We start from the raw sequence: 13,043 nt of genomic DNA on the forward strand, positions 1-13,043 counted from the left end.
GATTAATCAATGCATACCCCTGCTTTTCGCGCGCCTGCTTCACTGTCGTTGGTCATAACATTAGCGGTTTCCGGCACGCTGCTTACCTTCTCTTCCCTGTCGGTTAACGCCGAAGAGATGCCGTTCTCCCCTCCGCAGCCGCCGGATATTCTGCTCGGTCCCCTGTTTAACGATGTGCAGAATGCCAGACTGTTTCCCGATCAGAAAACCTTTGCCGACGCCGTGCCTAACGGTGACCCGCTGATGATCCTCGCGGATTACCGGATGCAAAAGAATCAGTCCAGTTTCGATTTGCGCCACTTCGTGAGCGTCAACTTTACGCTGCCGAAAGAAGGGGAGAAATATGTTCCTCCGAAAGGGCAATCGCTGCGTGAACATATCGACGGGCTGTGGCCGGTGTTAACCCGCTCCACCGAAAGCGTGGAAAAATGGGACTCCCTATTGCCGCTGCCTGAGCCTTACGTGGTGCCCGGCGGGCGCTTCCGGGAAGTCTATTATTGGGACAGTTACTTCACCATGCTGGGACTTGCCGAAAGCGGTCGCTGGGACAATATTGCCGATATGGTGGCAAACTTCGCCTGGGAGATTGATACCTTCGGTCATATTCCCAACGGCAACCGCACTTACTACCTAAGCCGTTCCCAACCGCCCTTCTTTTCACTGATGGTCGAACTGCTGGCTCAGCACGACGGCGACGATGCGCTGAAAAAATACCTGCCGCAGATGCAAAAAGAGTACACCTACTGGATGGAAGGCGTCGAAACGCTGCAGGCAGGTCAACAGAACAAGCGGGTGGTGAAACTGGAGGATGGCACCCTTCTCAACCGCTACTGGGATGAGCGGGATACGCCGCGACCGGAATCCTGGGTCGAAGATATTGCCACGGCGAAAAGCAATCCAAACCGCCCGGCGACCGATATTTATCGCGATCTGCGCGCAGCGGCCGCGTCCGGCTGGGATTTCAGTTCACGCTGGATGGATAATCCGCAGCAGCTTGGCACGCTGCGGACCACCAGCATCGTTCCGGTCGATCTCAACGCCCTGTTGTACAAAATGGAAAAAATCCTCGCGCGCGCCAGCAAAGCCGCGGGGGATGAGGCAAAAGCCAGCCAGTACGACACGCTGGCGAATGCCCGACAGAAAGCCATTGAACATTACCTGTGGAATGATAAAGAGGGCTGGTACGCGGATTACGACCTGAAGAGCAAGCGGGTACGGAATCAGTTGACCGCTGCAGCGCTGTTCCCGCTGTATGTCAATGCCGCCTCGAAGGATCGCGCCAGCAAAATGGCTGCGGCCACCCGCGCGCATCTGCTGCAACCGGGCGGGCTTGCCACTACGTCGGTGAAAAGCGGACAGCAATGGGATGCGCCAAACGGCTGGGCGCCGCTTCAGTGGGTCGCCACCGAGGGCTTACAGAACTATGGGCAGAATGACGTAGCGATGGAGGTGAGCTGGCGCTTTCTGACCAACGTGCAGCACACGTACGATCGCGAACAAAAGCTGGTGGAAAAATATGACGTCAGCAGCACCGGGACCGGCGGTGGCGGCGGAGAATATCCGTTGCAGGATGGTTTTGGCTGGAGCAATGGCGTCACGCTGAAGATGCTCGATCTGATCTGTGTGAAGGAAAAACCGTGCGATAGCGTGCCGGAAAAACGCCCTGTCGCCAGCCCGGCATCCGCTGAACAGCCACAAAAACAGGCAACGCCATAATACTCGGTGTCTGACCGGCCTGGGAATGCCAGGCCGGTTTTCGCTTCATGCGATCAGAAACGGTAGCTTGCCCCGACCTGGACCGTCCGGTCGCGGCCAATCCAGCAGTTGGTGCTGTCGTAGCAGCTGAACGTTTCTTTGTTGGTAATGTTCTGGGCGCTGGCTTTTAGCGTCACGCCGCTCAGTGACGGCAGCGCCTCGCCTAAGCGATACGACACGGCGAGATCGTACTGTGTCGTGCCCCCCAGTTTACCGCCCTTGTTGTCCGGCGAGATCTCCATCGGCCCGGTATAGCGCGCCCCTGCGCCCATCGTCAGCCCGCGCAGTGTGGTCGCGTCGAAGGTGTAATCCCCCCACAGATTAAACGCATTCTCCGGCACCTGCGTTGGGCGCTTGCCTTCCCAGGTTTCATCTTCGGTATTGATCGCATGGGTGTAAGCGTAATTGGCGATCAACGTGACGTTGTCACCTGGACGACTGATGACCGAAAGCTCCGCCCCTTTCGATTCGATCTCCCCGGTCTGTCGATAATCCCAGGTCGGCGTGGCGGAAAGGACATTCTTCTGGCGAATGTTAAACACCGAGGCGGTCAGCGTTGTCGCGTAATCGACCAGCAGGTATTTCACCCCGCCTTCCAGTTGTTTGCTGGTCGTCGGCTTCACGTCTTTCGCCGTCAGCGTGCCCTGCGGTGAAATCGGTTTGAAGCCTTCGGAATAGCTGATAAACGGTGAAATACCGTTTTCAAAGGCATAGAGCGCGCCCAACCGTTTGGTCACCCGGTCTTGAGAGATCCAGGTTTTCTCGTCGTTTTGCATCGCATCGGTAGTCGTAGAACGGTAATCGTCATAGCGAAGACTGGCCAGCAGATTTAAGCCACCAAACGCGACCTGATCCTGCAAATAGTAGCCATTTTGCTGATAAGAAAGGCGGTTTTTCTGCGCAGTGTACAACCCCAGATCGGCGGTATGCACCTGATGGAAATCCGGGTCGCGCATGTCGATTCCCGGCGTGGCACTGGCGTAACGATAGAAGTAATGGCTGTCGAGTTTCTGATAGTCAAAGCCGGCCAGCAAATGGTGCTGCCAGTCACCCAGCGCGACCGTTTTTGTCACCTGGTTGTCGATGTTGAAACTTTTCAGATCTTCATCAGTGGTATAGGCAAAGCGGTCAAGCATCCATACCGGGTTCGTACCATTACCGGTTGAATAGACGCTGCGCTGGTGTGTATCGACGTCAAAATAGCGTGCCTGCTGACTGAATCCCCAACCACTGTCAAATTCATGCTCGAAATGATAACCCACCATCCACTGACGCTGCTTAAAGCCACTCCACTCATCTCCGGCATAATCACGACGATCGGCGTAACCCGAGCGCAAATAAGCAATCGGTAACGGGTTCGACGGTGACAACGACGGCGTATTTTGCACCAGGGCATCCAGCGTCAGACGCGTTTTGCTGTCCGGTTGCCAGGTGACGGAAGGTGCCAGCAGATAGTCTTCATAACGCGTGGTGTGCGGTTGGTCGTCGCCCTCCGTCGCCTTACCCAGCAGACGGTAATTCCAGTCGCTATCGCTGATTTTACCGGTGGAGTCCAGATAGCCCTCTTTCAGATTACGCGTACCGGTATTAAAGCCGATCTCCGTTTTTTGCTCAGCCTGCGGTTTTTTGCCCTGAATATTCACCAGCCCTCCCGGCGAACCGTTGCCATACAGCACGGACGCGGGCCCTTTCAGGATATCCACGCTTTCCACCAGCAGCGGGTCGATACGCGCTTTGGTATTACCGGTGACGTTATACGGCAACTGCAAGCCGTTGTAGTACTCCTGATCGACGGAGAAACCACGAATCTTGTACTCGCTCATATAGGAAGTATTGCCGCGCACTTCCGTCGACACCCCCGGCGCATAGCGAAGGATCTCGTTGACAGAATTCGCATGACGTAAGGTTATCTCGTGATTATCGATGGTATTAATCACCTGCGGCGTTTTACTTTCCGGGACGGCAGATTTGGTGGCGCTGTTGGTCCAGGCCGGCAGCAGGGTCTCCTGTCCCGTTGCGGATACCACGATGGTGGATTCGTTAGAATCTGCCGCATAAGACGGCGTGGTCAGAGCCAGTGAGATACAGCCAGAGAGCGCACAAAGTCGGAAGCAGGAAGTTGTCATAGTGAGAATAATTATCAGTTTAAATTGGAATGCTAATTATTCTCATTTAATTAGGTAAATCAAGAGAGGAATTGAAGGGGACCAGAATAAAAACGCGGCTCCCGCAGGAGCCGTGTTGTTAATCGCGGCGCACGAGTCGGAATACCCCCAGCACCACAATGGCACCCACCACCGCAACCAGGAAGCTGTGAAGGTTAAAGCCACTGATTGTGCCGCCAATACCAAACATGGTCGCCAGCCATCCGCCCACTACGGCACCGATAATGCCGAGAATACAGGTCAGGATGAATCCGCCGCCGTCACGTCCCGGCATGATCAATTTGGCGATAACACCGGCAATCAAACCAAATACAATCCAGGCAATAATTCCCATGTTCAGACCCTCTTTTCAGGGAAACCACACGCAACAGATTCTTGCGCTTGTCCATTAAGTATAGGCAACCCCTTGATCCTCGCTGTTTCCGCGAGACTGAATTATTTGTCTTTGGTAAAAAAAATCACGCGTTTGTATTAAGTTCTCCTGCGTCTTGCCGATAACCGTTCGATAGACTGTCAGGCATCCAGGGGTCGTTCCGCGTGAGTCATTATAATGAGCAGTTTCTGAAGCAAAATCCGTTGGCGGTATTGGGCGTTCTTCGCGACTTAAACAGCAATCAGGTGCCTTTGCGCGTCTCCTGGCGCGGCGGGCAATTCATCAGCAAAATCCTTGACGTTTCGGCCGAAAGACTGGTGATGGACTTTGGCAGTCAGCAAAACGAAAACCTCGCCGTACAGAAGGCGCGCAATATTACCTTTACGGCGGAAACTCAGGGCGCGAAGGTTGAGTTTACCCTTGAGCAGTTGCACAGCGGTGAGTATCAGCAACTTCCGGCCTTTATCACCCCGCTTCCTCCGGCGCTGTGGTTTGTCCAACGACGGGAATACTTTCGCATCTGCGCGCCGCTCCATCCCCCCTACGGTTGTACCGCGCAGATGCCAGATAACAGCACCCTACGTTTTCGTCTGTACGATCTTTCCCTCGGCGGAATGGGCGCGCTGCTGGAAGGCCCGAAGCCGTCAGGACTCACGGAAGGGATGCGTTTTTCGCAAATTGCGCTGGATATGGGGGAATGGGGGATGTTTCACTTTGACGCGCAGTTGATCTCCGTAACTGAACGCAAAGTGATTGACGGGAAAAATGAGACGATTTCGACTCCCCGCCTGAGCTTTCGTTTTCTCAACGTTGGCCCGGCGGTGGAGCGGGAACTTCAGCGGATTATCTTTTCCCTCGAGCGCGAAGCCCGGGAGAAATCGAATAAAGTGCGCGACTAATTACATCGCATCCAGCGCGCGCTGCAATTTGTAGATGTAGCGCGGTGCCTGGGGCGCAGGATGGTTATCCGCGACGTGTTCAACGAACTCATCGGCACTGAGATCGTTGATTTTGCTAATGGCCTTTTTCCGGTCAGAAGAGAACGTGCGCAGCAGTGCGCCTGCGCCGTTGGCATAGGAGACCACCAGCGCATACTGCATCACCTGCGGATCTTCAATACCGGCGAGCGGGCCCGTCTCCAGAATACTCAGGTAGGCGGCGCCCATTGAGATATTGCGCTCCGGGTTTTTCAGTTCACTGGTTGAAGGCTCGCCGCTCCAGCCCATCCGACGGTAGACATCGCGCCCGGAGGTCGATGCTTTCAGTTGCATCAGCCCTATCGCATTCGATTTGCTGACCGCATTGGGATTCCCGCCTGACTCAATCGCGATAATCGCCGTAATCAATTGTGGGCTAACGCCCCACGCCGCCCCGGCTTTTTCACTGATCGGCATCCATTGCATGGCCCGTTTCACCGGCACTTCCGCATTCCACGGGGGATTTTTATAATCCTGTTTTGAACTACAACCTGCAAGCAACACAATCAAAAAAGCAAACCATCTCAATTTCACGTCTTCTGTCCTTATCGCCGGAACGCTTCGTTACTAAAATCACCGTTGTAAACCGGATAAGCAAAGCGTCATCCGGCAAAACGTTCTACTATAGGCGGCATGATATACATTTGGTTTCTGTTGTAGCAAGGAATTGCCATGTCCCGGTTTCACTTAATTGCCCCCTCGGGCTACTGCATTAATCAACACGCGGCTTTGCTTGGTATCCAGCGCCTTAAGGACGCGGGGCATCAGGTCGATAATACGGCAGTGGTCAGTCGTCGCCATCAACGCTTTGCGGGTACGGAATCGGAGCGTCTGGCAGACGTGAACGGGCTTGTGCATCTCACCGCGCCGGACACCATCGTTATGCCGGTGCGCGGTGGCTATGGCGCGAGCCGACTGCTGGAACACATCGACTGGCAGGCCCTTGCCGCCCGACAACAGCGGGATCCGTTGCTCATTTGCGGTCACAGTGATTTTACGGCGATCCAGTGTGGTTTGCTGGCGCTGGGTAATGTCATCACCTTTAGCGGCCCGATGCTGGCAGCGAACGTTGGCGCGCCGGAGCTGAATACCTTTACGCAAACCCATTTCTGGCAAGCATTACGTCACGCGCAGTACACGGTGGAATGGCAAGGCGAAGGCCCGGCCTGTCACACCGAAGGAACGCTGTGGGGCGGCAATCTGGCGATGCTGATTTCGCTTATCGGCACCCCGTGGATGCCAAAAATTGAAAACGGTATTCTGGTGCTGGAAGACATCAATGAGCACCCTTTTCGCGTCGAGCGCATGTTGCTGCAGCTGTTTGATGCGGGCATTTTAAACCGCCAGAGCGCCATTGTGCTGGGCAGTTTTAGCGGCAGCGCCCCGAATGAGTATGATGACGGCTACGACCTCAACACGGTGTATGCGTTTTTACGTGAACGCCTCTCTGTTCCCCTGATTACCGGGCTTGATTTTGGTCATGAGCCGCGAACCGTTACGCTGGCGTTAGGCGCGCATGCCGTGCTACTGAATAGTCAAAACGGCACACAACTTACGATCTCGGGTCATCCCTTTCTGAAATCATAAAAAAAAACGGCTGTAGGGCTAAGTAACGCCCGGTTGCAGCCGTTAATATGATAATGTCAATGCAGAAAAACATGGCTAATTGAGGAGTAACCGAACGTTGGACGCCGCGGCAATAATCAGTCTTTTCATTTTGGGGTCCGTCCTCGTTACCAGCAGTATCTTACTCAGTTCATTTTCATCACGCCTTGGCATTCCGATTCTGGTTATCTTCCTGGCGATTGGCATGCTGGCTGGTGTCGATGGCGTCGGCGGCATCCCGTTCGATAACTACCCCTTTGCCTATATGGTCAGTAACCTTGCGTTGGCGATTATCCTGCTTGATGGCGGGATGCGTACGCAGGCCAGCTCGTTTCGCGTCGCGCTGGGTCCGGCGCTCTCTCTGGCGACCGTTGGCGTCCTGATCACCTCCGGTTTAACCGGCATGATCGCCGCCTGGCTGTTTAATCTCGACCTGATCCAGGGGCTGCTGATTGGTGCCATTGTTGGCTCAACGGATGCGGCGGCGGTCTTTTCCCTGCTTGGCGGCAAAGGGCTGAACGAGCGTGTCGGGGCGACGCTGGAAATTGAATCCGGCAGTAATGACCCGATGGCGGTGTTCCTGACCATTACGCTGATCGAGATGATTCAGCAGCACGAAACCGGCTTAAGCTGGATGTTCGCAGTCCACATTATTCAGCAGTTTGGTCTGGGCATCTTGCTTGGGCTGGGCGGCGGCTATCTGCTACAGCAGATGATTAATCGAATCTCCCTGCCCGCCGGGCTCTACCCCCTGTTGGCCCTGAGCGGCGGGATTCTGGTGTTCGCGTTGACCACCGCCCTGGAAGGCAGCGGGATTCTGGCGGTCTATCTGTGCGGCTTTTTGCTGGGCAATCGCCCGATTCGCAACCGTTTTGGCATTCTGCAAAACTTCGACGGGCTGGCCTGGCTGGCGCAGATCGGCATGTTCCTTGTGCTCGGACTGCTGGTGAATCCTTCCGACCTGCTGCCGATTGCCATTCCGGCGCTGATCCTGTCCGCCGGGATGATTTTCGTCGCCCGTCCGCTTTCCGTCTTTGTCGGACTGCTGCCGTTTCGCGGTTTTAATCTGCGTGAACGCGTGTTTATTAGCTGGGTGGGTCTGCGCGGCGCGGTGCCCATCATCCTTGCCGTCTTTCCGATGATGGCGGGCCTGGAAAATGCCCGTCTGTTCTTCAATGTCGCCTTCTTCGTGGTGCTGGTGTCACTGGTTTTTCAGGGCACCTCCCTCTCCTGGGCGGCGAAAAAAGCGAAAGTGGTGGTGCCACCGGTCGGCTGGCCGGTCTCACGTGTGGGGCTGGATATTCATCCGGACAATCCGTGGGAGCAGTTTGTCTATCAGCTTAGCGCCGATAAATGGTGTGTCGGCGCGGCACTGCGCGATCTGCATATGCCTCAGGAAACGCGCATTGCGGCGCTGTTTCGTGACAACGTGCTGTTTCATCCCACCGGCAGTACCCGTTTGCGTGAAGGTGACGTGCTGTGCGTCATCGGTCGTGAACGCGACCTCCCGGCGCTGGGCAAACTGTTCAGTCAGTCACCGCCGGTGGCGCTGGATCAGCGCTTCTTCGGCGACTTTATTCTGGAAGCCAGCGCCAAGTATGCCGATGTGGCGCTGATTTATGGTCTGGATGACGGAACGGAGTACCGCGATAAGCAGCAAACGCTGGGCGAAATTGTTCAGCAACTGCTGGGTGCGGCCCCGGTTGTCGGGGACCAGGTCATCTTCGCCGGGATGATCTGGACGGTCGCAGAAAAAGAGGATAATCAGGTCCGTAAAGTCGGGGTTCGCGTCGCCGGGGATGAAGACGAAGAGTAGTTATCATGCCGGATGGCGCTGCGCTTATCCGGCCTACTGATGACTCCGCTGTAGGCCGTATAAGGCGCATCGCACCGCTGTCCGGCAACATAAAAGTTACACCGTCACGACCGGAACACGCAGCGCCAGCGAACACATCAACTCATAGCCTACGGTTCCGGCAGATTTCGCCACGTCGTCAATTTTGATCTCTTTACCCCACAGTTCTACCGGCGTCCCGATACCCGCCTGCGGGCATGGCGTTAAATCCACCGCCAGCATATCCATCGACACCGTGCCCACGGTAGTGGTCCGCACACCGTCCACCAGCACCGGCGTTCCGCTCGGCGCATGACGTGGATAACCGTCCGCGTAGCCCGCCGCCACGATGCCAATGCGCTGTTCGCCTCTGGCGGTATAGCGCCCGCCATAGCCGACGCGATCCCCCGCTTTCAGCGTTTGTACACCGATGATTTCGCTGCTGAGCGTCATCACCGGCTTCAGCCCGGTATTGGCGATATCGCGCCACAGGCCTGACGGCGACGCACCGTAAAGAATGATACCCGGTCGCACCCAGTCAAAATGCGCATCGGGATGCCACAGCGTGGCCGCTGAGTTTGACAGTGAGCGACGGCATTCCAGCCCTTCCGTTGCCAGCGCGATACGTTCCATCGCATTGCGGATCCCGTCAGGGTGCTCAGCGTCGGCGAAGTGCGACATTAACGTCATTTCGCCGACGTTCGGCATCGCGCGCAGTTGCTGCCAGACGGTTTGCAGTCGTTCCGGCAGGAAACCCAGACGGTTCATGCCGCTGTTAACCTTCACGTAGACATCCAGCGGTGCCTTCAGCTTTGCATTCTGAATCGCTTTAAGCTGCCAGTTGCTGTGAACGCAGGTGGTCAAACGCCAGGTGTCGTACAGCGCCAGATCTTCCGCATGGAAAAACCCTTCCAGCATGAGGATTGGCCCTTTCCAGCCGCGCTCACGCAGGGTTACCGCCTCCTCCAGATTCAGGAGAGCAAAACCATCGGTGTTGCCCAGCGCATTCCAGATACGTTCAATGCCGTGACCATAGGCATTCGCTTTCACCACCGACCAGACGCGGGCGTCCGGTGCGGCCTGACGCACTATGCTCAGGTTTTGTTTCATCGCCTGCAGGTCAAGGCTGGCCAATATAGGGCGGGTCATCTCTCGTCCTTCTTAGTTATGTGCGCCGTGCAGATGTTGGGGACGTGAAGGCGTAAAGCCAGCGTGGTAGCGCGCCACGCTCAGATCGTCATACGGAATGGCGGGCGTGCGACCCGACAGAATGTCGCTCAGCAACTGCCCTGAACCACAGGCCATCGTCCATCCCAGCGTACCGTGTCCGGTATTCAGCAACAGATTTTTGAAGCGGGTACGCCCCACCACCGGCGTACCGTCCGGCGTCATCGGGCGCAGTCCGGTCCAGAATGTCGCCTGTTCAACATGCCCTCCGCGCGGGTAGAGATCGCGGACCACCATCTCAAGCGTTTCCCGACGCGGCTGGAGTAGTTCGGTGTTGAAGCCGACAATTTCCGCCATACCGCCAACGCGGATACGCTGGTCAAAACGGGTAATGGCGATTTTGTAGGTTTCATCAAGAATAGTCGAAACCGGTGCGCCGTCCTCTTCCGCCACCGGAATCGTCAGCGAATAGCCTTTCAGCGGATAGACCGGGATATCGACAATCCCTTTCAGCATCGCCGTGGAGTAAGAGCCCATCGCCATGACGTAAGCATCGGCTTTAACGATCTCATCACCACATTTCACGCCGTAAATCTGCTCGCCTTCGCAAAGCAGTTTATCCACTGGCGTATTGAAACGGAATTTAACCCCCGCCTGTTCGGCCATCTGCGCCAGACGCTGGGTAAAGAGTTGGCAGTCGCCGGTTTCGTCATTCGGCAAACGCAAGCCGCCGGTCAGTTTGTGCGCCACTTCAGCCAGCGCCGGCTCGACTTCCGCCAGTCGACTGGCTTCCAGCAACTGATACGGCACGCCAGCGTCTTCCAGCACGGCAATGTCGCGCGTGGCGTTCTCATACTGCTGTGCGGTGCGGAACAGTTGCAGCGTGCCGCCCTGACGCCCTTCATACTGGATACCGGTCGATGCACGCAGCGCTTTCAGGCAGTCTCGGCTGTATTCCGCCAGACGCACCATCCGCCCTTTGTTTTCCATGTAGTGGCTGGTATCGCAATTACGCAGCATCTGCCACATCCATTTTAACTGGAACTGTGTGCCGTCCAGACGAACCGCCAGCGGCGCATGGCGCTGGAACATCCATTTAATCGCCTTTAGCGGTACACCCGGTGCTGCCCAGGGCGCTGCATAGCCCGGAGAGATCTGCCCCGCATTCGCCGCGCTGGTTTCCAGCGCCGGGCCAGGTTCGCGATCGATGACGGTGACATCATGTCCAGCCTGACTCAGATACCAGGCGCTGGTCACGCCAACGACGCCACTTCCCAGTATGACAACTCGCATAGCCACTCCGTTAACAGTAACAGTAAAAGAACAATCATCTAATTACATCTTGATAACCCAGATGAAAATATTATTCAACATATGGCTTTTTTATGGTGACACATCTCACATATAGCAGGAGGAACATTGAACTCGTTGCTTTGGGATCTCCTGCTGCGGGTTACTTTTATCCAGCATAAAATGTTGTCATGACTGAGAAATCTGGCGGGTCGACCAGCGGAAATCGCAAAGAAAATATTTCTCCACTGACACGGTTTTTAACAGGGTGTTCTATGCTTGAAATGAGGTGCTCCACACAGAGAGTGCCGCCAACAATGAGGGTGCGCGAATGGCTACGATTGATTCCATGAACAAGGACACCACACGGTTGAGCGATGGACCCGACTGGACGTTTGATCTGCTGGATGTCTATCTGGCAGAGATAGACCGGGTGGCGAAACTCTACAAACTGGATACCTACCCGCACCAGATTGAGGTCATCACCTCCGAGCAGATGATGGATGCTTACTCCAGCGTCGGGATGCCCATTAACTATCCTCACTGGTCGTTTGGCAAAAAATTCATCGAGACTGAACGGCTGTATAAACACGGTCAGCAAGGGTTGGCCTATGAGATTGTGATTAACTCCAACCCGTGTATTGCCTATCTGATGGAGGAGAACACCATTACCATGCAGGCGCTGGTGATGGCGCACGCCTGCTATGGGCATAACTCCTTCTTCAAAAATAACTATCTGTTTCGCAGTTGGACCGACGCCAGTTCCATTGTCGATTACCTGATCTTCGCGCGTAATTACATTACCCAGTGCGAAGAGCGGTACGGCGTGGACGAGGTTGAGCGATTGCTCGACTCCTGCCATGCGCTGATGAACTACGGCGTTGACCGCTATAAACGCCCGCAGAAAATCTCCCTCCAGGAGGAGAAGGCCCGCCAGCAAAGTCGCGAAGAGTATCTGCAAAGCCAGGTGAACATGCTGTGGCGTACCCTGCCGAAGAAAGAAGAAGAGAAGACGGTCGCCGAAGCGCGGCGCTATCCTTCAGAGCCGCAGGAAAACCTGCTCTACTTTATGGAAAAAAATGCCCCGCTGCTGGAGTCATGGCAGCGCGAGATCCTGCGCATTGTGCGCAAAGTCAGCCAGTATTTTTATCCGCAGAAACAGACCCAGGTGATGAACGAAGGTTGGGCTACCTTCTGGCATTACACCATTCTGAACCACCTGTATGACGAGGGGAAAGTCACCGAACGTTTTATGCTGGAATTTTTGCACAGCCACACCAACGTAGTATTCCAGCCGCCTTATAACAGTCCGTGGTACAGCGGTATTAACCCTTACGCACTGGGGTTCGCTATGTTCCAGGACATCAAGCGTATCTGTCAGTCACCGACGGAAGAAGATAAGTACTGGTTCCCGGATATCGCGGGTTCCGACTGGCTGGAAACGCTGCATTTTGCCATGCGTGATTTCAAAGATGAGAGTTTTATCAGCCAGTTCCTGTCACCGAAGGTGATGCGTGATTTCCGCCTCTTTACGGTGCTGGATGATGACCGGCATAACTACCTGGAGATCTCTGCTATTCACAATGAAGAAGGCTATCGTGAAATCCGCAACCGCCTCTCGTCGCAATATAATCTGAGCAACGTGGAGCCGAATATTCAGGTCTGGAACGTGGATTTGCGGGGCGATCGCTCTCTCACCCTACGCTATATCCCGCATAATCGCGCGCCGCTGGATAAAGGACGCAAAGAGGTACTCAAGCATGTGCACCGGCTGTGGGGGTTTGATGTGATGCTGGAACAGCAAAACGAGGACGGAAGCGTGGAACTGCTCGAGCGCTGCCCACCCAGAATGAACAGCCTGTAAAACAAAAACCCCC

General features: G+C 55.4%; 10 protein-coding genes. 5 read left to right on the top strand and 5 right to left on the bottom strand.

Annotation, left to right across the window (positions count from 1 at the left end):
• Positions 1–9: 9 nt before the first annotated feature.
• Positions 10–1,716, top strand: a complete 1,707-nt coding sequence (locus OGY35_RS21815; RefSeq protein ID WP_286633442.1) for an alpha,alpha-trehalase — start codon at positions 10–12, stop codon at positions 1,714–1,716.
• Between the two features lie 53 nt (positions 1,717–1,769).
• On the opposite strand, the gene OGY35_RS21820 is transcribed toward OGY35_RS21815, so the two are convergent.
• Together OGY35_RS21820 and OGY35_RS21825 are read right to left on the bottom strand one after the other, a co-directional pair.
• On the bottom strand, positions 1,770–3,881 hold the full coding sequence (locus OGY35_RS21820; protein ID WP_286633443.1) for a TonB-dependent siderophore receptor: 2,112 nt from the start codon (positions 3,879–3,881) through the stop codon (positions 1,770–1,772).
• A 118-nt stretch (positions 3,882–3,999) separates the two neighbouring features.
• Complete coding sequence (locus tag OGY35_RS21825) at positions 4,000–4,254, bottom strand: GlsB/YeaQ/YmgE family stress response membrane protein (protein WP_152404252.1); 255 nt, start codon at positions 4,252–4,254, stop codon at positions 4,000–4,002.
• Between the two features lie 203 nt (positions 4,255–4,457).
• Between OGY35_RS21825 and ycgR the strand changes: the two genes are divergently transcribed.
• Positions 4,458–5,192, top strand: coding sequence for a flagellar brake protein YcgR (ycgR, locus tag OGY35_RS21830; protein ID WP_152404250.1), 735 nt, complete (start codon positions 4,458–4,460; stop codon positions 5,190–5,192).
• On the opposite strand, the gene emtA is transcribed toward ycgR, so the two are convergent.
• The gene (emtA, locus tag OGY35_RS21835; protein WP_046481095.1) at positions 5,193–5,804 is read right to left on the bottom strand and encodes a membrane-bound lytic murein transglycosylase EmtA; all 612 of its coding nucleotides are present in this window, start codon (positions 5,802–5,804) and stop codon (positions 5,193–5,195) included. It abuts the gene before it with no gap.
• A 138-nt stretch (positions 5,805–5,942) separates the two neighbouring features.
• On the opposite strand from emtA, the gene ldcA reads away from it, so the two are divergent.
• Positions 5,943–6,857 (top strand): muramoyltetrapeptide carboxypeptidase, encoded by a 915-nt coding sequence (ldcA, locus tag OGY35_RS21840; RefSeq protein ID WP_286633444.1) that lies wholly within the window; start codon positions 5,943–5,945, stop codon positions 6,855–6,857.
• Between the two features lie 97 nt (positions 6,858–6,954).
• Positions 6,955–8,691, top strand: coding sequence for a potassium/proton antiporter (locus OGY35_RS21845; RefSeq protein ID WP_152404246.1), 1,737 nt, complete (start codon positions 6,955–6,957; stop codon positions 8,689–8,691).
• A 96-nt stretch (positions 8,692–8,787) separates the two neighbouring features.
• Here OGY35_RS21845 and dadX read toward each other — a convergent pair whose 3' ends face one another.
• Positions 8,788–9,858, bottom strand: a complete 1,071-nt coding sequence (gene dadX / locus OGY35_RS21850) for a catabolic alanine racemase DadX (RefSeq protein ID WP_152404244.1) — start codon at positions 9,856–9,858, stop codon at positions 8,788–8,790.
• Positions 9,859–9,870: 12 nt separating this feature from the next.
• Positions 9,871–11,169: a D-amino acid dehydrogenase gene (locus OGY35_RS21855; RefSeq protein WP_044257663.1), complete on the bottom strand. Its 1,299-nt coding sequence runs from the start codon at positions 11,167–11,169 to the stop codon at positions 9,871–9,873.
• Positions 11,170–11,497: 328 nt separating this feature from the next.
• Here OGY35_RS21855 and OGY35_RS21860 point away from each other — a divergent pair, with 328 nt between their 5' ends.
• On the top strand, positions 11,498–13,030 hold the full coding sequence (locus tag OGY35_RS21860; RefSeq protein ID WP_152404242.1) for a SpoVR family protein: 1,533 nt from the start codon (positions 11,498–11,500) through the stop codon (positions 13,028–13,030).
• The last annotated feature ends 13 nt before the right edge of the window (positions 13,031–13,043 follow it).

It is taken from the genome of Citrobacter sp. Ct235, assembly GCF_030332305.1.
Classification (GTDB): domain Bacteria; phylum Pseudomonadota; class Gammaproteobacteria; order Enterobacterales; family Enterobacteriaceae; genus Citrobacter_A; species Citrobacter_A telavivensis.